At 68.8% G+C, this 26,810-nt stretch carries 24 protein-coding genes; 13 read left to right on the top strand and 11 right to left on the bottom strand.

The window, feature by feature from the left end; all coding sequences use genetic code 11:
• Window positions 1–178 precede the first annotated feature (178 nt).
• From ACWCPQ_RS23925 to ACWCPQ_RS23910, 4 genes are all read right to left on the bottom strand, one after another.
• Window positions 179–1,072, bottom strand: coding sequence for an amino acid ABC transporter permease (locus ACWCPQ_RS23925; RefSeq protein WP_449902658.1), 894 nt, complete (start codon window positions 1,070–1,072; stop codon window positions 179–181).
• Window positions 1,069–1,698: an amino acid ABC transporter permease gene (locus ACWCPQ_RS23920; RefSeq protein ID WP_449902656.1), complete on the bottom strand. Its 630-nt coding sequence runs from the start codon at window positions 1,696–1,698 to the stop codon at window positions 1,069–1,071. The genes ACWCPQ_RS23925 and ACWCPQ_RS23920 overlap by 4 nt, the downstream gene beginning before the upstream one ends.
• Before the next feature lie 136 nt (window positions 1,699–1,834).
• Entirely contained in the window at window positions 1,835–2,674 is an 840-nt protein-coding gene (locus ACWCPQ_RS23915; protein ID WP_449902523.1) for a glutamate ABC transporter substrate-binding protein, read from the bottom strand.
• A 71-nt stretch (window positions 2,675–2,745) separates the two neighbouring features.
• Window positions 2,746–3,474 (bottom strand): amino acid ABC transporter ATP-binding protein, encoded by a 729-nt coding sequence (locus tag ACWCPQ_RS23910; RefSeq protein ID WP_449902654.1) that lies wholly within the window; start codon window positions 3,472–3,474, stop codon window positions 2,746–2,748.
• 367 nt (window positions 3,475–3,841) lie between these two features.
• Between ACWCPQ_RS23910 and miaB the strand changes: the two genes are divergently transcribed.
• Window positions 3,842–5,395, top strand: a complete 1,554-nt coding sequence (miaB, locus tag ACWCPQ_RS23905; protein ID WP_449902520.1) for a tRNA (N6-isopentenyl adenosine(37)-C2)-methylthiotransferase MiaB — start codon at window positions 3,842–3,844, stop codon at window positions 5,393–5,395.
• Window positions 5,383–6,102 carry an Rv2732c family membrane protein gene (locus ACWCPQ_RS23900; RefSeq protein WP_449902517.1) on the top strand — a complete coding sequence of 240 codons (720 nt, stop codon included), beginning with the start codon at window positions 5,383–5,385 and terminating at the stop codon, window positions 6,100–6,102. Before miaB ends, ACWCPQ_RS23900 begins: the two co-directional genes overlap by 13 nt.
• A gap of 68 nt (window positions 6,103–6,170) precedes the next feature.
• Here ACWCPQ_RS23900 and ACWCPQ_RS23895 read toward each other — a convergent pair whose 3' ends face one another.
• Window positions 6,171–7,559, bottom strand: coding sequence for a DUF349 domain-containing protein (locus tag ACWCPQ_RS23895; protein WP_449902515.1), 1,389 nt, complete (start codon window positions 7,557–7,559; stop codon window positions 6,171–6,173).
• 371 nt (window positions 7,560–7,930) lie between these two features.
• Between ACWCPQ_RS23895 and ACWCPQ_RS23890 the strand changes: the two genes are divergently transcribed.
• The 7 genes from ACWCPQ_RS23890 (at window position 7,931) to ACWCPQ_RS23860 (ending at window position 15,454) form a co-directional block, all read left to right on the top strand.
• Complete coding sequence (locus ACWCPQ_RS23890; RefSeq protein ID WP_449902512.1) at window positions 7,931–8,722, top strand: hypothetical protein; 792 nt, start codon at window positions 7,931–7,933, stop codon at window positions 8,720–8,722.
• Entirely contained in the window at window positions 8,719–9,702 is a 984-nt protein-coding gene (gene miaA / locus ACWCPQ_RS23885; RefSeq protein WP_449902510.1) for a tRNA (adenosine(37)-N6)-dimethylallyltransferase MiaA, read from the top strand. Before ACWCPQ_RS23890 ends, miaA begins: the two co-directional genes overlap by 4 nt.
• On the top strand, window positions 9,699–10,532 hold the full coding sequence (locus tag ACWCPQ_RS23880; RefSeq protein ID WP_449902508.1) for a TrmH family RNA methyltransferase: 834 nt from the start codon (window positions 9,699–9,701) through the stop codon (window positions 10,530–10,532). Before miaA ends, ACWCPQ_RS23880 begins: the two co-directional genes overlap by 4 nt.
• A 74-nt stretch (window positions 10,533–10,606) precedes the next feature.
• Window positions 10,607–11,488 (top strand): diaminopimelate epimerase, encoded by an 882-nt coding sequence (gene dapF / locus ACWCPQ_RS23875; RefSeq protein WP_449902653.1) that lies wholly within the window; start codon window positions 10,607–10,609, stop codon window positions 11,486–11,488.
• Between the two features lie 61 nt (window positions 11,489–11,549).
• Window positions 11,550–13,109, top strand: a complete 1,560-nt coding sequence (hflX, locus tag ACWCPQ_RS23870; RefSeq protein ID WP_449902506.1) for a GTPase HflX — start codon at window positions 11,550–11,552, stop codon at window positions 13,107–13,109.
• A 122-nt stretch (window positions 13,110–13,231) separates the two neighbouring features.
• Entirely contained in the window at window positions 13,232–14,134 is a 903-nt protein-coding gene (locus ACWCPQ_RS23865) for a lysophospholipid acyltransferase family protein (RefSeq protein ID WP_449902504.1), read from the top strand.
• Window positions 14,135–14,308: 174 nt separating this feature from the next.
• Window positions 14,309–15,454 (top strand): acyl-CoA dehydrogenase family protein, encoded by a 1,146-nt coding sequence (locus tag ACWCPQ_RS23860; RefSeq protein WP_357981436.1) that lies wholly within the window; start codon window positions 14,309–14,311, stop codon window positions 15,452–15,454.
• A gap of 185 nt (window positions 15,455–15,639) precedes the next feature.
• Here ACWCPQ_RS23860 and ACWCPQ_RS23855 read toward each other — a convergent pair whose 3' ends face one another.
• Window positions 15,640–16,716 (bottom strand): NAD(P)H-dependent amine dehydrogenase family protein, encoded by a 1,077-nt coding sequence (locus ACWCPQ_RS23855; RefSeq protein WP_449902501.1) that lies wholly within the window; start codon window positions 16,714–16,716, stop codon window positions 15,640–15,642.
• A gap of 10 nt (window positions 16,717–16,726) precedes the next feature.
• Complete coding sequence (locus ACWCPQ_RS23850; protein WP_449902499.1) at window positions 16,727–17,518, bottom strand: SDR family oxidoreductase; 792 nt, start codon at window positions 17,516–17,518, stop codon at window positions 16,727–16,729.
• 103 nt (window positions 17,519–17,621) lie between these two features.
• Between ACWCPQ_RS23850 and ACWCPQ_RS23845 the strand changes: the two genes are divergently transcribed.
• Window positions 17,622–18,494 carry a helix-turn-helix domain-containing protein gene (locus tag ACWCPQ_RS23845; protein ID WP_449902497.1) on the top strand — a complete coding sequence of 291 codons (873 nt, stop codon included), beginning with the start codon at window positions 17,622–17,624 and terminating at the stop codon, window positions 18,492–18,494.
• On the opposite strand, the gene ACWCPQ_RS23840 is transcribed toward ACWCPQ_RS23845, so the two are convergent.
• Window positions 18,478–19,170 (bottom strand): histone deacetylase, encoded by a 693-nt coding sequence (locus ACWCPQ_RS23840; RefSeq protein ID WP_449902494.1) that lies wholly within the window; start codon window positions 19,168–19,170, stop codon window positions 18,478–18,480. The genes ACWCPQ_RS23845 and ACWCPQ_RS23840 overlap by 17 nt on opposite strands.
• Window positions 19,171–19,243: 73 nt before the next feature.
• Complete coding sequence (lexA, locus tag ACWCPQ_RS23835) at window positions 19,244–19,918, bottom strand: transcriptional repressor LexA (protein WP_449902651.1); 675 nt, start codon at window positions 19,916–19,918, stop codon at window positions 19,244–19,246.
• Window positions 19,919–20,205: 287 nt separating this feature from the next.
• Between lexA and ACWCPQ_RS23830 the strand changes: the two genes are divergently transcribed.
• Together ACWCPQ_RS23830 and nrdR are read left to right on the top strand one after the other, a co-directional pair.
• Complete coding sequence (locus ACWCPQ_RS23830; RefSeq protein WP_449902492.1) at window positions 20,206–20,706, top strand: hypothetical protein; 501 nt, start codon at window positions 20,206–20,208, stop codon at window positions 20,704–20,706.
• 203 nt (window positions 20,707–20,909) lie between these two features.
• Window positions 20,910–21,377: a transcriptional regulator NrdR gene (gene nrdR, locus ACWCPQ_RS23825; RefSeq protein ID WP_449902489.1), complete on the top strand. Its 468-nt coding sequence runs from the start codon at window positions 20,910–20,912 to the stop codon at window positions 21,375–21,377.
• A gap of 10 nt (window positions 21,378–21,387) precedes the next feature.
• On the opposite strand, the gene hrpA is transcribed toward nrdR, so the two are convergent.
• On the bottom strand, window positions 21,388–25,587 hold the full coding sequence (gene hrpA / locus ACWCPQ_RS23820; protein ID WP_449902487.1) for an ATP-dependent RNA helicase HrpA: 4,200 nt from the start codon (window positions 25,585–25,587) through the stop codon (window positions 21,388–21,390).
• A 167-nt stretch (window positions 25,588–25,754) separates the two neighbouring features.
• Between hrpA and ACWCPQ_RS23815 the strand changes: the two genes are divergently transcribed.
• Entirely contained in the window at window positions 25,755–26,402 is a 648-nt protein-coding gene (locus tag ACWCPQ_RS23815) for a DUF5134 domain-containing protein (RefSeq protein ID WP_449902486.1), read from the top strand.
• Here ACWCPQ_RS23815 and speD read toward each other — a convergent pair.
• Window positions 26,384–26,794 (bottom strand): adenosylmethionine decarboxylase, encoded by a 411-nt coding sequence (speD, locus tag ACWCPQ_RS23810; RefSeq protein WP_449902484.1) that lies wholly within the window; start codon window positions 26,792–26,794, stop codon window positions 26,384–26,386. The two genes, ACWCPQ_RS23815 and speD, sit on opposite strands and share 19 nt — an antisense overlap.
• Window positions 26,795–26,810 lie beyond the last annotated feature (16 nt).

Raw genomic sequence — 26,810 nt, 5'->3', positions numbered from 1 at the left:
ATCGGAACCCGGATCGATCGCGCGTACATTTGCCTGGTGTGCCGTCCGACCGCACGGCGGCGGAACAGCGCTTGTGCGGACATAGGGTCCGGTCGCGGTACCACCGGATCCGTGGGCGCCGGCCCGGCACACCACGACCGCTGTGTCCGACTCGGCGGGCCGGACACAGCGGGCCGGACTACTTGGTGATATCCACGCCGGGTACCGCGTCGCCGAGCACGGAATCGGCTGCGACGACCGCGCCACCCCGTTTGCGGCGACCGGACCGCAACCGCTTCTCCAACCCGGTGGCGACGGTGGAGAGCAGCACATTGAGCACGATCATGATGATGGCGACCACGATGAGCGCGGGGATGGTGTTCGATTCGGCGGCACCGAGCTGCTGGGCGCTGCGGACGACCTCCTCATAGGTGATCACATAGCCCAGTGCGGAATCCTTCAGCGCGACCACCATCTGAGAGATCAGCGCCGGCAGCATCGCGGTGATCGCCTGCGGAAGCAGGATGAGCCGCATCAGCTGGCCCTTGCGCAGCCCGAGCGCCACGCCGGCCTCGGTCTGCCCTTTGGGTAGCGACAGGATCCCGGCGCGCACGATCTCGGCGATCACCGACCCGTTGTAGATGGTCAGCGCCGTCACCACGGCGCCCAGCGCCAGGTACTCGGATTCGAAGACGTCGTATTCGGAGTACAGGGCGAACAGGAAGATCATCAGGATCAGCACCGGGACGGCCCGGGCTATCTCGACGACGGTGCCCGCGATCCAGCGCACCCAGCGGTGATCGGAAAGCCGGGCGATACCGAAAACCATGCCGATCACCAGCGCGAACACGATGGACAGCACTGCCGCCACCACGGTGCCGCGCAGGCCCGGCAGGATATAGGTGCTCCAGACCGCCCCGTCCAGGAACGGTTCCCATTTCTCGGCCGTGAACTGCCCTTTGTCGGCGAAGCCGCGATAGACGAACCAACCAACGGCCATGATGACCGCGAGCACGATCACCGAGTAGACGATATTGCGGACGCGCGCGGCCGGACCCGGAGCGTCGTACAGAACAGATGCCTGTCGCATCAGCGAGCCACCTCGAATCGTTTGGCCAGATACCCGAACAGCAGGCCGGCGGGCAGCGTCAGGATCACGAAACCGAGTGTGAAGATCAGGCCGATGGCCAGCAGCGCCGCCTCGGTCTCGATCATGTTCTTCATCAGGAACGAGGCCTCGGCGACACTGATCGCGGACGCGACCGTCGTGTTCTTGGTCAGCGCGATGAACACGCTGCCCAGTGGGGCGATCACCGAACGGAACGCCTGCGGCAGCACGATGATCCGCAGGTTCTGCAGGAAACCGAGCCCCAGCGAGCGGCCGGCCTCGGACTGGCCCATCGGCACGGTGTTGATACCGGCCCGCAGCGATTCACAGACGAATGCCGCGGTGTAGACGCTCAGGCCGATGACCGCCCAGCGGAAGTTGTTGTCGGCCAGCGAGGTGGGTCCCTCGGAAGCCAGGTTCATCCCGAGCGTCGAGTACAGGCCCAGCGAGCAGAACACCAGGATGAGAGTGAGCGGGGTATTGCGGAACACGGTGACGTAGGCCGTGCCGACCCAGCGGGCCACCGGGACCGGCGATACCCGCATTCCGGCGACGACGGTGCCCAGTACCAGGGAGCCCACCGTCGAGAGCAGGGTGAGTTTGATGGTCATCCAGAATGCTTCGAGCAGCTGGGTGTGGTATTCCGAGATCAAATCGAACACGGTGGTTGCGCGCCTCCGATCGGCGAGATGGGCCGGGATCGGCGGGCCGGGTCGCGACGGCGACCCGGCCCGCCGATGCGGTGGATCAGTACCGGTCCACCGTGGGGGGCTGCGGGGTCTGGTAGCTCGCGGCCTTACCGACCGTTTCCTGGAACGCGGTGTCCCAGGCGCCGGAGCTGATCATTTCCTCGATCGCGTCGTTGATCTTGTTACGGGTGTCCTGATCGCCCTTCTTCAGGCCGATCCCGTAGTTCTCCGTGGTGAATTTCTCGCCGACGACCTTGTACTTACCCGGTGCCTGCGATGCGTAGCCGGCCAGGATGATGTCATCGGTGGTGACCGCCGCGACGGCGCCGCTGTTCAGACCTTCGAGGCACAGCGAGTAGGTGTCGTAGGTCTGCAGCTGGGTGTCGGGGTACTTCTTCTGGATGTTCTGAGCGGGCGTGGAGCCGGTCACCGAGCACACCGTCTTACCTTTGAGGCTCTCCGGCCCGGTGATCTCGTTGTTGTCGGCCCGCACCAGCAGGCTCTGTCCCGCGACGTAGTAGGGACCGGCGAAGTCGACCTTCTCCTTGCGCGCGTCGGTGATCGAGTAGGTGGCGACCACGAAATCGACCTGCCCGTTCTCGATCAGGGTTTCACGCTGCGCAGAAGGGGCTTCCTTGAAGGTGATTCCGTCCGGCTGAACGCCGAGTTTGGAGGCGACATATTTGGCCACTTCGACATCGAAGCCGCTGTAGGTCCCGTCGGTATTACGCAGGCCCAGACCGGGCTGATCGTATTTGATGCCGATGGTGAGCTCGCCCTCCTGGGCGTTCTCCAGCGCGGTCTTGTCGCTACCGCCGCCGCAGGCCGCGGTGGTGGCGGCGGTGACGGCCACCGCGACCGCGCCGACCGCGATGCGGAGTGCTCGATTGATCCTCATCGGTTTCCTTCCCTCATCTCCTCGACGGCGCTATGCCCTCGAGTTTGTGCCTGTCTATCCGCCGGACAGATTCAGTGACTGAGAATCTTGCCCAGGAAGTCCTTGGCACGATCGGACTTCGGTGCGCTGAAGAATGTCTCCGGATCGGTGTCCTCGACGACCTGGCCGTCGGCCATGAACAGCACCCGGTCGCCGGCACGGCGGGCGAAGCCCATCTCATGGGTGACCACCAGCATGGTCATCCCCTCTTTGGCCAGCGAGACCATTACGTCGAGGACTTCGTTCACCATTTCCGGGTCGAGCGCCGAGGTCGGCTCGTCGAACAGCATGACCTTGGGGTTCATGGCCAGCGCCCGGGCGATGGCCACGCGTTGCTGCTGACCGCCGGAGAGCTGCGCGGGGTACTTGTCGGCCTGATTTGCGATACCGACCCGTTCCAGCAGTTCCATGGCGTGGCGGCGGGCCTGGTCCTTCTTGGCCCCGCGGACCTTCAACGGCGCGAGCATGACGTTCTCCACGATCGTCTTGTGCGCGAAGAGGTTGAACGACTGGAAAACCATGCCGACGTCGGCGCGCAACGCGGCGAGGGCGCGACCCTCGGCGGGCAGCGGTACCCCGTCGACGCTGATCTCGCCGGAATCGATCGGTTCCAGCCGGTTGATGGTGCGGCAGAGCGTCGACTTCCCGGAGCCCGACGGCCCGAGCACGATCACGACCTGCCCGCGGGGCACCTCGAGATTGATATCGCGCAGCACGTGCAGGGCACCGAAGTGCTTGTCGACGGCGCGTAGGGTGATCATGGGCGGAGCGGTGGTGTCGCCGGCCGCCTCGGGCACGTCGGCGTCGGTGTCGGTCATGGGACTGACCTTAAGCCGATTTTTCTGTTTTGCGCGCCTTTCGGCGACACACCCCGACGCCACACCGAGCCGAAATTCGGGTTTAACCCGATGGTAATCCGCTGTAATCCGTTCGCTCGGCCGGGATTTGCCTACCGCCGGCTCGGCGGAAGAGTACCGAGGATTTTCCGCTGCGGGGCCGCCGTTGTGGGCTGGGACACAGTGCGAGGTCCGCTCCGGGATCGGCGCGCGCGGGTCCGGGCGGGAAGGCAGCGGCCGGAGGTGCGGATCTGCCGGAAAAGGCCCGGACCCCGGCCCGTACCCTGGACGCGTGGATTCGATCGGACAGGTAGCGCTTCCCACCGGGATCGAGCCGGTGGGCGCCCGCAGTTACGAGGTCCGCACCTTCGGTTGCCAGATGAACGTGCACGATTCCGAACGCTTGTCCGGCCTGCTCGAGGATGCGGGCTACCGGAAGGCCGCGCCGGGCGCGACGGCCGATCTGGTGGTCTTCAACACCTGCGCGGTGCGGGAGAACGCGGACAACAAGCTGTACGGCACGCTCGGCCATCTCGCGCCCGTCAAGGCGTCGCGGCCCGGAATGCAGATCGCGGTCGGCGGCTGCCTCGCCCAGAAGGATCGCGACTCGGTGTTGAGCCGGGCGCCCTGGGTGGACGTGGTGTTCGGCACGCACAACATCGGCTCGCTACCGGTGCTGCTCGAACGTGCCCGGCACAACGACGAGGCGCAGGTCGAGATCCTGGAATCGCTCGAGGCGTTCCCCTCGAACCTGCCCGCGCGCCGCGAGTCGGCCTACGCGGGCTGGGTCTCGATCTCGGTCGGTTGCAACAACACCTGCACGTTCTGCATCGTGCCCGCGCTGCGCGGCAAAGAGGTGGACCGGCGACCCGGCGATATCCTGGCCGAGGTCGGGGCCCTGGTGGATCAGGGCGTCCTGGAGGTGACGCTGCTCGGGCAGAACGTCAACGCCTACGGCGCCTCCTTCGCCGATCCCGAACAGCCCCGGGACCGGGGCGCCTTCGCGAAACTGCTGCGGGCCTGCGGTGGGATCGAAGGCCTGGAGCGGGTACGTTTCACCTCCCCGCACCCGGCCGAGTTCACCGACGATGTCATCGAGGCGATGGCCGAGACCCCCAACGTGTGCCCGCAGCTGCACATGCCGCTGCAATCGGGTTCGGATCGCGTCCTGAAAGCCATGCGCCGGTCCTACCGGCAGGCGCGCTACCTCGGGATCATCGAGAAGGTCCGGGCGGCGATGCCGCAGGCCGCGATCACCACCGATATCATCGTCGGCTTCCCGGGGGAGACCGAGGAGGATTTCCAGCAGACCCTCGATGTGGTGCGCGCAGCGCGGTTCACCAGCGCTTTCACCTTCCAGTACTCACCGCGCCCGGGTACCCCGGCGGCGGATATGGCCGATCAGATACCCAAGAAAGTGGTGCAGGAGCGTTACGACCGGCTGATCGCCCTGCAGGAAGAGGTCTGCCTGGAAGCCAACCACGCCCTGGTCGGTACCGAGGTCGAACTGCTGGTGGCCGACGGCGCGGGCAAGAAGAACGCCGCGACCGCGCGGATGAGCGGCCGGGCCCGGGACGGGCGGCTGGTGCATTTCCGGCCCGACGGGGCCACGGCGTCCATTCGCCCGGGCGATCTCGTCACCGTCGAGGTGACCGGAGCGGCACCCCACCACCTGATGGCGGACGCCGGGATCCGCGACCATCGCCGGACTCGGGCCGGTGACGCGCACGAGGCCGGGACCACCCCGAAGACCGCTCCCGTCGGGGTGGGGCTGGGGTTGCCGCGGATCGGGGCGCCCGCACCGGAACCGGTCGCCTCGGGCTGCACCACCGGATGCGGGATATGAGCGGGAACGGCGACGAGGAACGCGACCACCAGGGCCGCTCGCCGGAGAACGGCCGCGACGCAGTACCGGATGAGACGCCGGGGACCCCGGCCGCGCGAGACGAATCAGGCGAGGGAAACGAGGACGACGTGAATCCGGCCGAAACCGAGCAGTTCGAAGAATTCCGGGAAGACCTCGACGCCGTGGAACGCCGGATCGCGGGCGAGATCGACCCCGGGGTGCGGGCCATGGTCGTGGCGGGCGCGGTATTCGCTCTACTGGTTTCGCTGGTGCTGCCCCATGCCGGTGGCGCCCGTGGTTTCGACGTCCTGCTCGGATCCGAGGTCGCCACGGCCGAGCACATCGGGTTGCCGTCCCGGATCTTCGTCTGGTTCGTGCTGATCTTCGGGATCGGGTTCTCGCTGCTGGCCCTGATGACCCGGCGCTGGGTTCTGGCGTGGATCGCGGTGGCCGGATCGGCGATCGCCAGCGCATTCGGAGTGTTCTCGATCTGGCACCGGCAGACGCCGGGGCTGAACAACTATGTGGGCGCCGGACCGGGGATCGGGCTGGTCGTGGGCACGCTCGCGATCATGGTGCTGACCTTCCACTGGGTGAAGGTCGTCTGGAGCCGGACCGCGCTGCAGTTGGCGGCCGAGGAACAACGCCGGATCGCCGCGGCCCGCGAAGAGGAGCGGCAGCGGCGTGAGCGGTTCGGCGAGGACTGAACCACGCGCGGATCCGTCCGCCGCGGCCCGAGGGGCGGCGACGGACGGATCTGTGCAGGTGGGGCCGATCAGAGGTTGCTGACCGCGCCCTCCGCCGCCTCGGCCCACTCCCGCCACTGCTGGGCCTGGGCGAGGGCCTTCTCCGCGTCCCGGGACTTACCGGCGGCCGTGGCCTTCGCGGCCTGCTCCTCGAACTGGGCCACCCGCTCGCGGAACTGGGCCGCGCGGGCGAGGGCTTCCGGATCGGTTCGCCGCCACTGGGCGTCGGCGGCCTGCCGGACCCGCTTCTCCAGCGCGCGCAGCCGGCCTTCGAGATCGTGCATCCGCTCCCGCGGGACCTTGCCGATGGCATCCCAGCGTTCCTGTAGATCACGCAGTGCCGCCCGGGCGCCCTCCAGATCGGCGTCGGGATCGATGGCCGGTTCATAGCTGGTCAGCAGCTCTTCTTTGGCGACCGCGTTATCGGCGAACTCGGCATCGCGTTCGTTCGCCGCGGCGTTGCGCGCGGCGAAGAAGACATCCTGTGCGCTCTTGAACCGTCGCCACAGCGCCTCGTCGGCCTCCCGGGGCGCCCGGCCCGCGTTCTTCCATTCGACCAGCAGCTCGCGGAAGACTGCGGCGGTCGCCGGCCAATCGGTGGAACCGGACAGTTCCTCGGCCTGCACGCAGAGCTCTTCCTTCCGGGACTTGGCGGCCGCCCGTTCCCGGTCCAGTTCGGCGAAGTGGGCACCCCGGCGGCGGTTGAAGGCCTCGCGGGCCTTCGAGTATCGGCGCCAGAGGGCGTCGTCCACCTTGCGGTCGACGCCCCGGATGGTCTTCCACTCGTCGAGGATCTCGCGCAAGCGGTCGCCCGCGGCCTTCCACTGGGTGGATTCGGCGGCGATCTGCTCGGCTTCGGCCGCGAGCGTCTCCTTGCGCTCGGTGTGCTCGTGCCGGGTGCGTTCCTTCTCTTCCTTGGCCTGGGCGGCGGCCTCGTCGGAATGTTCGGCGATCGCGCCCAGCCGGGCGGCCAGGCCGTCGATATCGCCGATGACCGCGGCCGTGGGCAAGGTCTCGGCGAGTGCGAGCGCGGCGGCCTTGGTCTTGCGGGCGTCGGTGCCGGCGGCGAGCCGGGCCTCGAGCAGCGCTACCTCGGTGGCCAGATCGTCGAACCGGCGGCCGAAATGCTCCAACCCTTCGGCGGCGTCCCCGGCCTGCCAGGATCCGACGATGCGTTCGCCCTCGGCGGTCTTGACCCAGGCGGTGCCGTCCTCGTCCACCCGGCCCCAGCGACTGGGGTCGGTGGTGGTCGGTACCACCACCGGGTGCGGATGTTCGGTGGCCGGCCCGGACGTTTTCATCGCGGCCGGGGTCGGGTGTGCCTCGCCGGGTTTGGGACGGCTGCCGGGCTTGGGAGCGCTGGACGGGCGACCGGGTTTGCCCGGGCCGGGTTTGGCGGTTCCGTTGCTGTGGGTCATTGCTCCTCGTCCCTGCCGCGCGTCACGGCTGCCTGGTTTACGCGCTGCGCATTCTGGCTATGCTCTGCTCATTCTGGCTACGCCCGCTCATTCTGGCTACGTCCACCCGGCTCGGTCGTGCTGGGGTCGATGTGTCGTGCGTGCGGCGCCGTCGCACGCCCGTTCGACCCGGCCGCACTCCCGGAAACCACACCGCCGACGGTGGCGGCATATAGCCGGACCTGCGGATCCGGACCTGGTCCGGATACTTCGCACCCTAGCAATTCCCACCCGGATTCCGGGAGAGACACTCGATACTGCGCGCGGGGCCCGGGAGCATCGGGCGGACCGGCCCCGGCTCTGGTCGGCGGGTACGGGCTACGGTTGACGGCGTGTTCTGTCTAGCGGCTGTGATCCCCTCGCCGCCCGTCCTGGTGCCCGCACTGTGCGGTGGTGCGCCCAGCGCAGGTGCGGGTCTCGTTCCCGGTCCGGGCGCGGCGCGGACTCCGGAGAGCGCGGTGGCCGAATTGCGCGGGGCCGTCCTCGCCGCGGGCGCGGCCCTGGCCGAGGCGACTCCGCATTGGACCGTGCTCGGGGTCGGGTCCGCCGAACGGTCCTACGACGCCGATACCGTGGGTACTTTCCGCGGGTTCGGTGTCGATGTGCGGGTGGATCTGGGTGGGCCCGGTGCCGAGGCGTCCGCCGACCCGGATCTGCCGCTGGCCGTACTCGTCGCCGGTTGGTTGCGCGCGGCAGTGGCACCGCATGTCGCGGCACGTGCCCGGGTACTCGCCGCCGAGACCCCGGCCCGGAGATGCGTGGAGATCGGTGCGAAACTGCGCGCCGAACTGGATGCCGAACACGAACCGCAGGGCGTGCTGGTGGTCGCCGATGGTGCCGCGACGCTGTCCACCGCGGCGCCCGGCTATTTCGACGAACGATCGACCCGGGTACAGGCGGTCCTCGACCGGGCGGTCGCCACGGGCGATACACAGGCCCTGCTGACGCTGGACCCGGCCCTCTGCGCCGAGTTGATGATCTCCGGCCGGGCCGCGTATCAGACGCTGGCCGGACTTTTCACCGCCGACTCTGCGCCGCCGGTGGCGACCGAGCGGTACCGGGGCGCGCCCTTCGGCGTCGGCTGGTACGCCGGGCTGTGGCGGCCGGCCGCCGTGAACCGGTGAGCGGGGAACCGCGTCCGGTCGCGGTGGTCGGACCGACCGCTACCGGAAAATCGGATCTGGCCCTCGATCTGGCGGAGCGGCTCGACGGCGAGATCGTGAACATCGATGCGATGCAGCTGTATCGCGGGATGGATATCGGGACCGCGAAACTGCCGGTCGCGCGGCGCCGGGGGATTCCGCATCATCAGCTCGACGTACTGGAGGTCACCGAAACGGCAACGGTCGCCGCCTACCAGGCCGCCGCGTCCGCCGATGTGGCGGCGATCATGGCGCGGGGGCGGGTCCCGGTGGTGGTCGGCGGTTCGATGATGTACGTGCAGGCACTCCTCGACCAGTGGGAATTCCCGGCGACCGATCCGGCGGTCCGGGCGAAATGGGAAGATCTGCTCGCCGGACAGGGAGTGGCCGCAGTGCACGCGGAACTGCGCCGGGCCGACCCGGCCGCCGCCGCGACCATTCTGCCCACCGACGGCCGCCGGATGGTGCGGGCGCTCGAGGTGGTCGAACTCACCGGCCGGCCGTTCGCGGCATCCGCGCCGGTGATCGGTGAACCGAGATGGGGGACCCGGATCGTCGGGGTGGACCGCGATACCGCCGAACTCGATGAGCGGATCGCCCGCCGCACGGCGGTGATGTTCGAACAGGGACTGCTCGACGAGGTGCGCGGCTTGGCCGACCGGGGGCTGCGGGAAGGCCGGACCGCCCGCCGTGCGATCGGTTACGCCCAGGTCCTGGCCCATCTCGACGGCGAGTACGGATTTGCCGAGGCGCAGCAACGCACCTTCATCGGGACCCGCCGGTACGTGCGGCGGCAGCGGTCCTGGTTCCGGCGCGACCGCCGGGTGCACTGGGTGGACGGCGCCGATCCGTGCGCGGCCGAAACCGCTCTGGCGCTGCTGGCAGACTCTGCGGTATCCACTGCATCGGCGCCCGGTCCGCGGGCATCCGAACGCCTACCCGAGGAGCGAAGCCGCTCGTGACCCGGCAGATCCGAAGCCGTAACGCCGCTGTCCAGGTGTGGACGGCCTATCTGGACAATCGCACCAAACGTAACCGGGACGGCCGCTTCCTGGTGCACGGGGTCCGGCCGATCAGCCAGGCACTGGCCCACGATTGGCCGCTGGAGACCCTGCTGTACCGCTCGGGCGGCGGCGGACTGTCCGGCTGGGCTCGGGAGATCCTCGATACCAGCACGGTTCCCGCCGTCGGGCTGGCGCCGGAGTTGATGGCCGATCTGGGTGAGAAGGCGGACGGCCCGCCCGAGCTGGTAGCGGTCGCGGAATACGCCCGTGCCGGCTTGACCGACTACGAACTCGGTGAGCCGGGTGAGGCGCCGGTGGTCGTCGTCTTCGACCGGCCCAATTCGCCGGGCAACCTGGGTACGCTGATCAGGTCCGCGGACGCGTTCGGTGCCTCGGCGGTGATCGTCTCGGGCCACGGCGCCGACCAGTACGATCCGCGCTGTGTCCGGGCCTCTACCGGTTCGCTGTTCGCTGTTCCGGTCTTCCGGGTGCCCGGCACCGCGGAAGTACTGGAATTCCGGGATCGGCAGATCGCGCGTGGTGTGCCCACCCGGATCGTGGGTACCGACGAGAACGGTGAATGCCCGATCTTCGACGACGAGCTGATCGACGCGACGATCCTGGTGGTCGGCAACGAGACCAGCGGTATGAGCGCGGCCTGGCTCGCGGCCTGCGACCGGACGGTCACCATCCCGATGGGCGGCAGCGCCAGCTCGCTGGGGGCTCCGTCGGCCGCCGCCGTGGCACTCTACGAAATTTCCCGGCAGCGCCGGACGTTTGCCCGATGAGAACAGCCGACGAGGAGACCGGAACCGACGTGCGCACAAGCCCCGATCAGCCCCTGAACCCGAGCGCCAAGGATGTGGAGTTCACCAAGGGCCACGGCACCCAGAACGATTTCGTGGTGCTGCCCGATCCCGAGGTGCGGCTGGATCTGACCGTGTCCCGGGTGGCAGCCCTCTGCGATCGGCGCCGCGGGCTCGGTGCCGACGGTGTACTCCGCGTCGCGCGGGCCGGTGAGCTGGTGTCCGCCGGTGTCCTCGACGAATACCCCGAGGGTGTGCGCGCCCAGGACTGGTTCATGGATTACCGCAATGCCGACGGCTCGGCCGCCGAGATGTGCGGGAACGGGGTCCGCGTTTTCGCCCACTATCTGGTGGCCCGCGGTTTGGCCGACGGGACCGAGTTCGTGGTGGGCAGTCGTGCGGGCGCGCGCCCGGTCGTCGTGCACTCGGCCGGTCCGGTCGCCGGCGAGGTGACGGTCGATATGGGTGCGATCCGGGTGCTCGGCGCGTCGACCGCCACCGTGGCGGGCTGGGGCTATCGGGGGCTGGGGATCGATGTCGGCAATCCACATCTGGCCTGTGTCGCGGGCGAACTGTCGGTGGGTGCGCTGGCCGATCTCGATCTCACCGTGCCCCCGGGGTACGACCCCGATATGTTTCCCCGCGGTGTCAACGTCGAGATCCTGACCGGCCTCGACGAGGACGGCACGGTCGATATGCGGGTCTATGAACGCGGGGTCGGCGAGACCCGGTCCTGCGGCACCGGCACCGTGGCCGCGGCGGTCGCCGCGCTGGCAGCGGGCGGTTTCGATCTGGCCGACGGGACCGGCGAGGTCGGCGTCCGGGTCCCGGGCGGCGAGGTCCGGGTGGGAGTGCGCGCGGGCGCGGCATGGTTGCGCGGACCCTCGGAACTGCTCGCCACCGGCCGGCTGGCCGCGCAGTGGTGGGACGCGCTGTAAGCCGCGTCGCTCGGAAAATCATATGCGCCGACCAGCGCATCAGTGGCAGCATGGACGGTGTATGAGAAATTCTGACATTACCGGGACCACGGATCGGTCCCCTGAATCGTTCGACGCGGAATCGGCGGAGACAGATCCGGTCGGCACCGTCGACGATACCGACGCGGATACGCGCGGTGCGAACAGATCCGGACCGGTGTTCCGGCGCGGTGGATGGTCCGCCGATCCGACCACCGGTGAACTCCAACTCGACGAGCGCAGCGCGCTACGCCGTATCGCCGGTCTGTCGACCGAGCTCACCGATATCACCGAGGTCGAGTACCGGCAGCTACGACTGGAACGGGTCGTACTGGTCGGCGTATGGACCGAGGGCAGTGTGGCGCGAGCGGAGGCGAGTATGGCCGAGCTGGCCAGGCTCGCCGAGACCGCGGGCTCCGATGTGCTCGAGGCGCTGATCCAGCGCCGTGACCGGCCGGATCCGGCGACCTATATCGGATCGGGTAAGGCCGAGGAACTGCGGGCAGTGGTGCTGGCCACGGGCGCGGATACGGTGATCTGCGACGGTGAGCTCACTCCGGCCCAGCTCACCGCGCTGGAGAAGGTCGTCAAGGTCAAGGTGGTCGACCGTACCGCCCTGATCCTGGATATCTTCGCCCAGCACGCCACCTCCCGCGAAGGTAAGGCGCAGGTCGCGCTCGCCCAGATGGAGTACATGCTGCCGCGGTTGCGCGGCTGGGGTGAGTCCATGTCGCGGCAGGCCGGTGGCCGGGCCGGCAGCAACGGCGGTGTGGGTCTGCGTGGCCCCGGTGAGACCAAGATCGAGACCGATCGCCGGCGGATCCGGGAGCGGATGGCGAAACTGCGCCGTGAGATCCGCGAGATGAAGACCGCCCGTGATACGAAACGTGCGCGCCGTACTTCCAGCGGCGTGCCCGCGGTGGCGATCGTGGGTTACACCAATGCCGGAAAATCGAGCTTGATGAATGTGCTCACCGGCTCCGGTGTGCTGGTGCAGGACGCCCTGTTCGCGACCCTGGATCCGACCACCCGCCGGGCCGAGTTGGAGGACGGCCGCGAGGTCGTGTTCACCGATACGGTCGGCTTCGTCCGGCATCTGCCGACCCAGCTCGTCGAGGCTTTCCGGTCCACACTGGAGGAGGTCACCGGCGCCGATCTGCTGCTGCATGTGGTGGACGGTTCCGATGCCCTGCCGGCGGAGCAGATCAAGGCGGTCCGCGAGGTCATCACCGAGGTGATCAGGGAATCGGGGCAGCCTGCTCCTCCCGAACTCCTGGTGGTGAACAAGATCGACGAGGTCGATCCGGTCGAGCTCACCCGGTTGCGCGGGCTGCTGCCCGGCGCCGAGTTCGTCTCCGCGCACAAGGATCTCGGCATCGATCGCCTGCGTACCAGGCTTGACGAAGTACTGGGTGGTCTGGATGTGGAAGTGAGCGTGCTGCTTCCGTATACTCGCGGCGATCTGCTCGCCAGAATTCATGCGGACGGCCGGATCTCACACTCCGAACACACCGAGAGCGGCACCCGGGTCCGGGCGCGGGTACCGAGTTCCCTGGCCGCGGCTCTTTCCGAGTACGCCCACGCGGGCGCCGCACCGGCGTGACCGTTACGTCCGAAAGTCGCCCGGGCTAACTCTGGTGGCAAAAATGTGGCACATCGCATAACCCTGTGGGATATCCGCCCGAGTCGATTCACAATCGGTATGAGTCGACTACAGGAGGGTTTATGTCACAGAGAGGCCGCACCGCTATCAGCGGAGACGCCCAGCAGCGCAGTGCGCTGATCGACCGGGCCGGGCTCAGCGACGGCGCGCCGGCTTCGGTCGCGCTGAGTTCGACCGATCTCCGGCTTCTCGAAGCGGCACTGGCGCCGCTGCGGGCCTGGAGCAGTCCTCGTTTTTTCGGTCTGGACAACATCCCCGCCGAAGGGCCGGTACTGCTGGTCGCCAATCACAATCTGCTCGGCTTGATCGACGCACCGCTACTGTTGCCGGAGGTACTGCGTACCCGCGGCCGGTTGATCCGTGGGCTCGCCGAGAATCTCCTCATCTCCGTACCGGGGGTGCGGCATCTGCTGCACTACTACGGTTCGGTGCGCGGAACCCGGGACAATTGCCGGGCCCTGCTCGAACAGGGCGAAGTGGTTCTCGTGTTCCCCGGTGGGGGCCGCGAGGCGATTCGCCGCAAGGGGGAGAAGTACGCGCTGCGCTGGGAGGGCCGCACCGGGTTCGCGCGGATGGCGATCGAATGCGGGGTACCGATCGTGCCGGTGGCGATGGTCGGCGTCGACGATGCCTACGACATCGTCGCCGACAAGGACGATCGGCTGCTGCGACCGCTGCGCCAACTGGTCGAGGCGCTCGGCATCCACGCCGAACTCACTCCACCGCTGGTGCGCGGTATCGGCCTCACCCCGATTCCGCGGCCCGAGCGGTTCTATTTCACCGCGGGTACACCGATCGATACCGGGGCCTGGCGGGATACCGGCAATATCGATGAGGCCGCCGGGCAATTGTCGCTGGTCGTCCAGAAGGCGGTCCGGGAGGAAGTGCTCTTTCTGCTCGGCCATCAGGCGGTCGACCGCGGCCGGACGCTCGGTGGCCGGTTGCGCGAGTTGCTACCGGTCTGACGGCGCCTGCGGGCACTCCGCCGGTGAATGGCAAAGCCGGGCAATTGATCGACGGCGGGCCTGAACACCAGCTGATTTCGACAGTGAAGTGAACAACGATTCGCACGCCGGGTACGGTGGGTCACAGCGACGGGCCGGCGCGGTCCCGTCCGAGGTGTTCACTAGGAGGTTGGTGTGGAGCGCACACTGTTCGAGCCCGAGCACGAGCTGTTCCGGGAGTCGTACCGCAAGTTTCTCGAGATGCATGTGGCGCCGTTCCACGACCAGTGGGCGGAGCAGGGCGTTGTCGACCGTTCCGTCTGGCTCGAGGCCGGTAAGCAGGGCTTCCTGGGTATGGCGATGCCGGAGGAGTACGGCGGCGGCGGTGTGAAGGATTTCCGCTACAACGCCATCATCACCGAGGAATCGGTGCGCGGTCAGTACTCCGGACTCGGATTCGGCCTGCACAACGATGTCATCGCGCCGTACCTGCTGGAGCTCGCCAACGACGAGCAGAAGCAGCGCTGGCTGCCCAAGTTCTGTTCCGGCGAGCTCATCACCGCTATCGCCATGACCGAGCCCGGTACCGGTTCGGATCTGCAGGGCATCAAGACCCGCGCGGTCCGTGACGGTGACGACTGGGTCCTCAACGGCGCCAAGACCTTCATCACCAACGGGATCAACTCCGATATCGTCATCGTGGTCGCCCAGACCGACCCTTCGGCCGGTGCGCTGGGATTCAGCCTGCTGGTGGTGGAACGTGGGATGCCGGGCTTCGAACGGGGCCGCAATCTCGACAAGCTGGGCCTCAAGGCGCAGGACACCGCCGAACTCAGCTTCAGTGATGTCCGGGTGCCCGCCGCCAACCTGCTCGGTGAAGAGGGCAAAGGCTTCATCCACCTGATGCAGAACCTGCCGCAGGAGCGACTGTCCATCGCGGTCATGGCCGCCGCGGCGATGGAAACCTGCCTGGACTACACCTGCCAGTACGTCCGCGACCGCAAGGCGTTCGGCAAGCCGATCGGCGCGCTGCAGAACACCCGGTTCGTACTCGCCGAACTCGCGACCAAGGCCACCGCGGTGCGCGTGCTGGTCGACCGGTGCATCACCGAACTCAACGCGGGCACCCTCTCCGCCGAGGATGCCGCCATGGCCAAATGGTGGAGCACCGAAGAGCAGGTCGATCTGATCGACCGATGCCTGCAGCTGCACGGTGGCTACGGGTACATGCGCGAATACCCGATCGCTCAGGCCTACCTGGATGCCCGGGTGCAGACGATCTACGGTGGTACCACCGAGATCATGAAGGAGATCATCGGGCGCAGCCTGAAGCTCTCCTGACCCCGCCGATCCATCCGGATCGGCCCCGACGTTCGAACGGGGCGGGTACTCCGGTACCCGCCCCGTGTCGCGTGCGCACTCCGGCTGTCACGCTCGTCCGACGCCGACGCCGACGCCGACGCCGACGCCGACGCCGACGCCGACGCCGACGCCGACGCCGACGCCGACGCCGACGCCGTCGGGGGTCACCGGCCGCCCAGGCGCCCCGGGCCGGTGACCAGTGGTAGGTCCAAGGTCGTGCGGATTCCGGGCGCGGCGGCGACCACCGCCGGGATCGCGTTGACCACGCGCATCGCGGTCGCCACCAGCCCGGCGTGGTTGTGGTCGCCGTTCTCGCTGGACAGGCAGAGATCCACGGTGTAGTTCGGTTCGCCGGTGATCTCGACCCGGTAGTTGCCCCCCTCCTGCGCCGGCTGCTTCCACTCGGGTGCGAGATCGGCCCGCAGCCGGGTGATGTGCTCCAGCACGGTGACGGCCCGGTCACCGACCATTCCGCGGACCTCGAAACGCATCGCCGCGGTGGTACCTGCCGCGACCGTACCGGCGGCGATCTCGAGATCCACCGGTGCGGGGATCCGCTCGTGGGTTTCGGTGACCGCGTCCAGCTCCACGCCCAGGCCGGCCGCCAGCTGGCGCACCACGCTGCCCCAGGCAAGGGAGAGCACTCCCGGCTGCAGCAGCATGGGCGTCTCGTCCAGGGGTTTTCCGAAGCCCATGATGTCGAACATCACTTCGGCGTTGTCGTAGGTCGCGTAGTCGAGGATCTCCAGACAGCGGATCTGGTCGACCCGCCGGCACGTGCCGGCCAGGGCGAGCGGCAGCAGATCGTTGGCGAACCCGGGATCGATCCCGTTGACGAACAGAGAGGCTCCACCGGCCGCGGCAGCCTCCTCGATCGGGGTGAGCATATCCGCCGGTAGCACGCCCCACGGATACTGCAGGAACACGGGTGCGCTCGCGACGATGTCGATCCCGGCGGAAAGAATCGTCCGCAGGTCCTCGAGCGCTTCGACGAGACGGTTGTCGGCCATCGCGGTGTAGACCACGCAGTCCGGCTGCAGCGCCAGCAGGGCGGTGGCGTCGGTGGTGGCCGTGATCCCCGTCCGGATTTCGAGTCCGGCCAGTTCACCGGCGTCGCGGCCCTCTTTCGCGCTGCCGGACACCTTGACCCCGACCAGTTCGAGCCGCGGGTCGTCGATGATCCCGGCCAGTGCGTGCGTGCCGACATTGCCGGTGCCCCAGTGCACCACTCGGTATGTCACAGGTCTCTCCTCACAGATCCGGAATCGGGATATCGAGATTCGGGGCAATGAGACCGCCGTCGGTCTCGATCACCTTTCCGGTCAGGTAGCCGCCGGCCGGTGCGGCCAGGAACAGCGCAGTGGCCGCGATATCGGCGGGGTCCCCGATCCGGCGCAGCGGGGTCGCCTTCTCCACGGATTCGCGCAGTTTCTCGTCGGCGGCGACGATCTCCAGCGCGGAGGTAGCGATGGAGCCGGGCGCGATGGCGTTCACCCGGATCCGCGGACACAGGTCCAGGGCGGCCAGCCGGGTGTAGTGCGCGAGAGCGGCCTTCGCGGTCCCGTAGGCGGCGAAGGCCCGGCCGGGTAGCCGCCCCATCGTCGACGTGATGTTGATGATCGATCCGCCGTCGGCGGTGTCCAGCATGATCGGGACAGCGGCCCGGACCAGCGCGTGGGCATTGGCGACGTTGAAGTCGAAAGCCCGGGTCAGGGCATCGGGTGTGGTGTCGAGCAGCGGTGTGGGCATTGCCCCGCCGACATTGTTGACGACGATATCGAGCCGGCCGAACTCCGCGGCCGCGGCCGGTGCGAGTGCGGCGCAGGCCGCGGGATCGGCCAGGTCGGCGACCACGATATGGGCTCGGCGGCCCACCTGCCGGATCTGCTCGGCGACACTCGACAGTTCCGATTCGGTGCGGGCGGCGATCAGGACATCGGCCCCCGCCTCGGCGAAACCGAGGGCGATGGCGGCGCCCAGCCCACGGCCGGCGCCGGTCACGATGGCGACCCGGTCATCCAGCCGGAACCGGTCCAGAATCATAGAACCTCCTGAACTATGCTTGTGCCGAATATTCGACGGTATTTCAACGAATAGTCGATGCAGTGTAGATCCCGGGCAACCGGGCGACAAGGGAGCAGCAGATATGGCCACAGCCGGGTCGCCACCGACACGCCGGGTGGTATCGGTGGTGGAACTGCTCGCGGAATCCGAACGGGCACTGACTGTTTCGGAGATCGTGGAATGCCTGTCGCTGGCCCGGGCGACGGTCACCGCGGTGCTCACCGAATTGTGTGAGGCGAACTGGGTGGTCCGCGACGCGAACCTGGCCTACCGTCGTGGACCGGCACTGGCCCGGCTCTCGCCCGCCGAACCAGTGGGGGCGGCCGTCGCAGTGGGCGCCGAGTTGGCGGCAATGGCCGAGGCGGCCGGCTGCGGCGCCACGCTGAGCCGGATCACCGGCGATCGGCTCACCATCGTGGCCAAACAGTATGCCGGCGCCCGAATAGTGCCGGGACTGGCCGTCGGGCAGACGATCCCGGTGGTGTATCCCGCCGGCGCGGCGGTGATGCCCTGGCGGACGGCCGCCGAACGGCAGCGCTGGCTGGCCACGACCAACGGGCGGCCCGGCGCGGCGGAACTCCTCGACTTCGTCACCACCTATGGTTTCGCCATGTTCCGTCCCGAAGCCGACAATGCCGGCCTGGTCGATGTGCTGACCGAATTGCTCGGGGCCCTCGGTGCGGAACTGCTACAGCCCGCCCTCAGGGCGAAAGCGCTGCGCCAGCTCGGGCGGCTGACCTCGCGCGCATATACCGCGGCCGATATCGACACTCGGGATGCGCTGCCGCTCAGCTATGTATCCGCGCCGGTGTTCCACGGCGACCGCGTGCCCTATGAGGTCCAGCTGGGGCCGCTGCGGGCGGAGGCCGGCCCCGAGGAGCGGGCGCGCTATATCGAGATCGTCCGCGTGGGGGCGGGGGCGATCTCGGTGGCGCTGCTCACCGCGGACGAATGAGCAGGTCGGCCACTCGACTCGGCGTCCAATGCCCGGCAGCACCCGGGCGGGTGGCCAGATAACCCGCTGTATCGCCTATCGACCACCCGTGCGCGGCGCGCAGGCCGGTCCCGATATGGCGCAGATAGGCGGCGGCGGGCGGATTCCCGCCTATCTCTCGCCAACGCCACGGGGCGGTGAAGGTGACCACCGGTAGACCGTCGAATGTTCCCGGGCAGGCCAGGGTTTCGTAGCGGCCGGGCCCCAGGCTCGACCGGCCGGTGCGCACGGCTTCGGTGAGGTCGAGGTCGGTACCGGCCCGGCGGTACATCTCCTGGGCGGCGATATCGCTGAACTGCGCGAGAGTCAGCAGGTAGGCGCGTACCGGGATTTCGGCGGGCGCGCGGGGATCGTAGAAGGCGCGGCCGCCGGTCCATATCACCGATTCGGTGGCGAAGTAGAGCAATCCGGGGAGAGTCAGTGCGAGCGAACGCGCGGGCGGCGTGTGGTCGCGGCATCCGCCCGGCGATATGCCCGGTGCCGGTCGCGTCGCATCGCCGGGCCCGCGTCCGGTGAGGTAACCGGACAGGCGATCGGGGTCCGTATTCGATCCGTAGGCGGCGTACCAGATCCGGTCCGGAACCGAGTGTCCGAGAGTGGAACGCGGCCGCAGTGTCGCGAGCTGGTTCGTTGCCATCCGCTCCTCGTTCCGGCCGGGGGCCCGGAGCCGGTCGCCGGTGCGCATCGGACGGTGCGCACCGGCGCGCGACTCAGATCTTGCGGATCACGGTGACGACCTTGCCGAGAATGCGAGCGTCGTTACCGGGGATGGGTTCGAAATGCGGGTTGTGCGGCATCAGCCAGACATCTTTACCGCTGCGCTTGAACGTTTTCACGGTCGCTTCGCCGTCCAGCATGGCCGCGACGATATCGCCGTTGTCCGCTACGTTCTGCTGCCGGACGACCACCCAGTCGCCGTCGCAGATGGCGGCGTCGACCATGGATTCGCCGACCACTTTCAGCAGGAACAGCGAACCGTCGCCGACCAGTTCGCGGGGGAGTGGGAACACGTCTTCCACCGCCTGTTCGGCCAGTATCGGTCCACCGGCGGCGATCCGTCCGAGTACCGGTACATAGGTCGGGATCGGTTGATCGGTGGTATCGGTCGCGGCCCCCTCCCGGCCGGGGCCGGTTTCGGCCGTGGCCAGCGTGGTCACCGAGCGGACCGCCTCGTCCATCCCGCGGACGTCCACGGCGCGGGGTCGGTTGGGATCGCGCCGCAGGTACCCCTTGCGTTCCAGTGTGCGCAGCTGGTGTGCGACAGAGGAAGTGGAGTTCAGGCCGACCGCGTCGCCGATCTCGCGAATGCTGGGCGGATAGCCGCGCAGACTCACCGAGGAACGGATGACCTCGAGCACCTTGCGCTGACGCACGGTGAGATCCACGCCGGTCGCCCCCGGTTCGGTGCCGGGGCCGGCCCCGTCACCCGTGTCGTCTGATTGGCTCACCACAACCGCCCTTTCTCGTCGGTCTCCGGCCCGGTGACCGCCGTCCCGGCAGACGGCCCGGACCGGCTGTGCCCGAAGTTTGATGTCGTGCAGTGAATCTAGTCGGCGGACTCCGATCTATCAAACATCTGTTCGAGGCATGTCCCGTGTTGCTACTGACATTATCCCCCCGGCGTGGTAGAAATCGAACATCAGTTCGTCGAACATTTGATCGAATGCCGCATATGGTTCCGCGAGCAACCAGCACGGAGGTCTATCCGATGAACACCGCGATCAGCGTGTCCGCCACCGGCACGCGGGAAGACGTCACCGGCCGCGTGCGGCCCGTTCCGGTCCCGCCGGGGGCGACCGGAACGGCCGGCCCGGCCGAGGGCGGGTTGCCGGGTCCGGACACGTGGCCGGACCGCCCGGCCCACCCCTGCGTCACCGCGACGTACCGGGGTGGGCCGGGCGGGCGCCGTCCGATCGCCCGGCCGCCGGCGCCGCGCCGGGGCCCGGCGGTCCGGCCGCTGTCCGGGCCGCCCGAACCCGGCGATCTGGTCGAGCGGGCACGTGCCGGCTACGCGGCTACCGCGTTGACGGCGGTGATCAGCGCGGCGGTCGTGGTCGCGTTTCTCGCGCTGGCCCATCTCCGGGCCCCGGAACCGGCTCCTGCGCCGGTTCCTTCCGGGATCCCGGGCGTGTCCGTGCCCGATCCGGGCGCCGGTGTTCCCGGATCGCGGTAGCGTGGCGGCGCCGGGTGCTTCCGGGCCAGGGGTGAGCGCAACCACGGCACACCCCGTACCGGTATCCTCGATGTGTTATGCACTCGGGCCGGGGCGGATGACCGGCCCACCCGCTACCGGGCACCGGCCCGGTACCCGCGCTCGCCGGACCTGCGACCGGCGCCGGTTCGGCCGCGAGCGTTCGCAGCGACGAAGGACCCCGGATGCACTGCCCGTACTGCCGACACCCCGACTCTCGGGTCGTCGACTCGCGACTGGCCGACGAGGGCGCCGCCATTCGCCGCAGACGCTCCTGCCCGGAATGCGGTCGTCGTTTCACCACCGTGGAGACGGCGATCCTGTCGGTGGTGAAACGCAGCGGGGTCACCGAACCGTTCAGCCGGGAGAAAGTGATCCGCGGGGTGCGTCGCGCCTGCCAGGGTCGCGAGGTCGACGACGACGCGCTGAACCTGCTGGCCCAGCAAGTGGAAGACGCGGTCCGGGCCAAGGGGGCACCGGAAGTGCCGAGCCATGAGGTCGGCCTGGCGATTCTCGGGCCGCTACGCGAACTGGACGAGGTGGCGTATCTGCGTTTCGCCTCGGTCTATCGATCCTTCACCTCCGCCGCGGATTTCGAACGCGAGATCCAGGATATGCGGCAGGCCCGGGCAGCAATCGGCGCCGGGGACTGAGCTGCAGCGATCAGCGGCGTACGGCCGCGACCGCCTTCTGGATCCGCTTCGTCGAGACCGGATTCGGGGTGCCCACCTTCTGGGCGAACAGACTCACCCGCAATTCCTGGATCATCCACCAGATCTCGGTGATATCGGGCGCGTGCCGCCGACCCTCCGGCAGCCTGGCCAGTAACCGGTCGTAGTCGGTCAGGGCGGTATCCACATCCACCATCGCCTGCCGATCACGTCCCGCGGACCCGGGTAGGGCCGCGAGCCGGACCCCGGCCGCGCGCAGATACCGGGGGAGTTCCCGCAGCCGGGCCGGTCCCCATTCGGACACGAACCCGGCGAACAGCAACTCCGCCAGCTGATCCCGCACATCGTCGGCGATATCGGTTTCCCGGACGGCGGTCAGGGCCGTCGACACCTCGTGTGCTTCGGCCAGGACCGGAACCACCAGCCGGATGATCCGGGTGACCACCTCGTTGAACTTCGGCCGCAGCGCCGACAGCATCGCGTCGAACCGATCCGGATCGCGAACGGGTCCGCCCGCGGCGGCGATGAGCTGGTCGGCCGCCGCCGCGCGGCAGTCCTCGACCAGCGCGTCGACCGAACCGTAGGGGTTCTGGCTCAGTACCAGCCGGTCCGCCGGCGAAAGGCCGGCGGTCACGGCCCGCACCGAGGTGGGAATCGCCTGCAGTACCAGTGCCCGGGTTCCGGAACGCATGGCCGCTGCCTGCTCACCGGGCGATTTGAGGACCCGGACCGCGACGCCCTCGGCCTCCGCGACCAGCGCCGGATAACCGGTGACGGTCTGCCCGCCGACCTGACTGCGCACCGTGGCGTCCAGGGCGCCCAGCGATTCCGAGGTCCACACCGTGGCGGGCGCACGTTCGGCGTCCGCCGTCGCGGCGGCCACCGAGGCGGAGACCTGATCGGCCAGGCGGGTCCGCAGCTGTGCCAGGCTCTTACTGGTGGCCAGGACGCGGCCGTCGGTGCCGGTGGCGGCGAACGTCATCCGGAGATGTTCGGGGAGCGCGGCCGGATCCAGATCGGTGGGGGCGATGGGGGTGGCGGCGAGCCGGGTGAGTTCCCGGGCCAGACCCGTACGCAGCGGTTCGGCGCGGGGGGTCAGGCCGCGCAGGGCGGCGGCGGCGAAGTCCGGCGCGGGGACGACCGTCCGTCGCAACTGCTTGGGTAACGTCTTGATCAGCGCCGCCGCCAGCTCGGCCCGCATCCCGGGTACCAGCCAGTCGAACCCGATCGCTCGGACATGGGCCAGCTGGGCCACCGGAATCCGCACGGTGACACCGTCGTCGGCCTGTCCCGGCTCGAACTGATAGGTGAGTGGAAAGGACAACTCGCCCTGGCGCCAGGCGTCCGGGAAATCGGTGGGGTCCAGCCGTTTCGCGGTTTCGTTGACCACCGTATCGGTCGTGAAGTCGAGCTGATGAGGGTCCTGGCGGCGGGCGGATTTCCACCAGGTGTCGAAGTGCCGCACCGATACGATATCGGCCGGGACCCGGCGGTCGTAGAACTCGAACAGCACCTCGTCGTCGACGAGGATATCCCGCCGCCGGGCGCGGTGTTCGAGGTCGGCGATATCGTCGATCAGCGCGCGATTGCGCTGGAAGAAATCGTGCCGGGTCTGCCATTCACCCTGGACCAGCGCGTGCCGCAAGAACAGTTCGCGGGAGACCTCCGGGTCGATGCGGCCGTAGTCCACCGGACGGCCGGTCACCAGCGGCACGCCGTACAGCGTGACCCGCTCGTAGGCCCGGACGGCACCGCGTTTGGCGGACCAATGGGGTTCGGAGTAGATACGTTTCACCAGATCGCCGGCCAGCCGTTCGGCCCATTCGGGCTCGACGCGGGCGGTGATCCGGCCCCAGAGCCGGGAGGTCTCCACCAATTCCGCCGCCATCACCCAGCGCGGCGGTTTCTTCGCCAGACCCGAGCCCGGGAAGATCATGAACTTCGCGTTCCGAGCGCCCAGGAACTCGCGGGACTCGGCCTCCCGAACACCGATATGGGAGAGCATGCCCGACAACAGCGCCTGATGGATGGCGGTCGCGTCCCACGGATCGGTGTCCGGGGTCATCTCCTCGACCGGCCGGGGCGCGGGCGCGACGGCGGTGTTCCGTCCGGTATCGCCATCCGCCCGCGAACGGTCCGTTCCGGAGCGGCCGCGACGACGCCGTGGTCCGCCGCCGGATGGACCCGGGTGGTCGGCGCGCGCTGCGGGCTCCGCGCTCACCTCGTGAAGCGACCAGCCCATACCCTTGGTGATCGTGCGCAGCTGGCCGTAGAGGTCCTGCCATTCCCGGATCCGCAGGTAGTGCAGGAATTCCTCCCGGCACATCCGCCGGAACCGATTGGCCGACAATGCCCGCCGCTGCCCGGTGAGGTACTCCCACAACCGCAGATACGCCAGGAAATCGGAATTCGGCACGCTGAACCGGGCATGTTTCGCGTCGGCGGCCTGCTGCTGATCGGCCGGCCGCTCCCGCACATCCTGGATCGACAGTGCGGCCACGATCACCAGCATCTCGGCCAGGCAGCCGTTGCGGTGGGCTTCGACCAGCATCCGCCCCATCCGCGGATCCACCGGCAGCCGGGCCATCTCCCGGCCCGTCGGGGTGAGGATGGGTCCCGTTGTGGGCCGTCTCCCGCTCCGCGACGCCGCGCCCGCGTCCTGCTCGGTATCCGGTTCGGGGCCGGATTGCCCGGCCGACTGGGGCGCCGGGTCCTGCCGGGAGGTGCCTTTCTCGGGGGTACGGCGGGCGAGCGCGCCGAGCTCTTCCAGCAGCGCGATGCCGTCGCGTACCGCCCGCTGGTCGGGAGCCTCCACGAACGGGAACCGCTCCATCTCACCCAGCCCCAGCGCCGTCATCTGCAGGATGACCGCGGCGAGATTGGTGCGCAGGATCTCCGGATCGGTGAACGCCGGCCGTGACTCGAAATCGTCCTCCGAGTACAGGCGGATACAGATACCGTCGGCCACGCGTCCGCAGCGTCCGGCCCGCTGCCGGGCCGAGGCCTGCGAGATCGGTTCGATCGGCAGGCGCTGCACCTTGGTGCGCATCGAATAGCGCGAGATCCGGGCGGTGCCGGGATCCACGACATAGCGGATACCGGGGACCGTCAGTGAGGTCTCGGCGACATTGGTCGCCAGCACCACCCGGCGGCCGGTATGCGGGGCGAACACCCGGTGCTGTTCGGCCGCGGACAGGCGCGCGTACAGCGGCAGGATCTCGGTCCGGGGCAGTTTCAGATCGGTCAGCGCGTCGGCGGTGTCACGGATCTCCCGCTCACCGGAAAGAAATACCAGGACATCGCCGTCGCCCTCGGCGAACAATTCGGTGACGGCCGCGCAGATCGCGTCCACGGGGTCGCGGTCCACGGGCCGATGGTCCTCTTCCTCGTCCTCCGCCGCGGGGGCCGGCAGGGCCAGGGGCCGATACCGCATCTCCACCGGATAGGAGCGGCCCGAGACTTCGACGATCGGTGCCGGGTTGCCGGCGGCATCGGCGAAATGCCGGGCGAACAGTTCCGGGTCGATGGTGGCCGAGGTGACGACGATTTTCAGGTCCGGTCGGCGGGGCAGCAACTGCTTCAGATAACCGAGCAGGAAATCGATATTGAGACTGCGCTCGTGCGCCTCGTCGATGATGATCGTGTCGTAAGCGCGCAACAGCCGGTCGCGCTGGATCTCGGCGAGCAGGATTCCGTCGGTCATCAATTTGACCAGCGTGTGCTCGGCGGCGTGATCGGTGAACCGGACCGTGTAGCCGACGGCATCGCCCAGTTCGGTGTCCAGTTCCTCGGCGATCCGCTCCGCGACCGTCCGCGCGGCCAACCGGCGCGGCTGGGTGTGCCCGATCGCGCCGCGGATGCCCCGGCCCAGCTCCAGGCAGATCTTCGGGATCTGGGTGGTCTTGCCGGAACCGGTTTCGCCGGCCACCACCACGACCTGATGGGCGGCGATGGCCGCGGCGATATCGTCGCGACGTCCGGTAACCGGAAGCTGCTCGGGATAGGTGATCGCCGGGACCCCCGCGCGGCGGGCCGCGATACGTTCCTCGGCGGCCGTGATATCGGATTCGATCCGGGAGAGGTCGCCGCCGCGCACTCGGTCCAGCTGCCGTTGCAGCCGGTGCTCGTCGCGGAGGGTGAGAGAAGCCAACCGGGTACGGAGCTCCCGGTGCGTGACTGCGGTCCTGGTCATTGCGTCGACCAGCCTAGCGAAACCCGGCACCCGGCCCGGTCGCGGCCCGGTCCGGTTCCGCCGGACCGGGGCGGCGTACGGGTCGCCCTGCGCGACGAAGGACTCCCCGCGGTCGCCGGGTCGTGCGAATATGGGTGGGTTGCGCTCTTCGCGAAAGGCGGTGCGGCATGGCCGGATTCGTACTGGACCAGGCCGGGGTGCGGGCCCTGGTCGCGGTGGCGTTCGGGGTGGCGGCCCTGGTGGTGCTGGCCCGGGTGGTTTCCGCCGAACCGGTGCTCGCGGCCGGCGAACACCGGGGTGCCGCCGGTGCCGGCCCCGGCTGCGGTACGGCCTGCGACGGGGATCACGAATCCGATGCGGCGCATCTGCTGATGTGCGCGGTGATGTCGGCGATGGTGCTCTTCCCGACCGAGGCGAACGCGCACGCCCTGCACGGTGTGTTGCTGGCGATGACCCTGGTCTTCACGCTTCTCCTCGGGGACAGGCTCGTGCGTTGGTACCGCCGGGCGCACCCACGGGCCGGGCACCGTGCGGGCGCCATCGGATACCACCTGGTCGCGGCCGGGGTGATGCTGTTCACGATGTCCGGGCATTCCGGTGCCGGGCACGGGGCGGGTCCCGCGACGGGGCCCACGCTCGTTTTCGCCGCGCTGTTCCTCGCGGACGCGGCAGTGGTGATCGTGTCCGCGTGCGGTGGCCGGGCACACGGGTGGGCCGCCCATCCGGTCGCGACCCGCCCGGGCAAAGGGCTTCCGTTCGCGCTGCTCCCGCACCTGATCATGGACCTCGGAATGGTCTACATGCTGGTCGCGTGACCGGGCGGAACCGGTATCCCGGGCGCGGCCGGTCCCGCGGCCCGGCCGCGCAGCACGGTCGAGATCCGCACATATTCGGGACCGAGCGTGGCGCGGAGCAGTTCGGCGACCCGGCCGGCACTGTCCGCGGCGCTTCCGCAGGTGAACACATCGACGAAGATGTCGCCGGATTCCGGGTAAGTGTGCAGCGAGGCGTGGGATTCGGCCAGCAGAGCCAGCACTGTCACGCCGTGCGGGTGGAACTGTTTGCCGACGATCTCGCAGACGGTGACGCCCGCACCGGTCAGCGCGTATCGCAGCGCCCTCTCCAGTGCGGTGAGATCGTCGCAGAGCGCACGGTCGACCCCACCGAATTCGGCCAGCACATGCCGGCCGGTGAATTCCGCCGTCACCACCCCGCCCCGCTCA

It is taken from the genome of Nocardia sp. NPDC001965, assembly GCF_053594175.1.
Note: the sequence above shows the minus strand (reverse complement) of the source record. Positions and strands in the feature narration are given on the sequence as shown.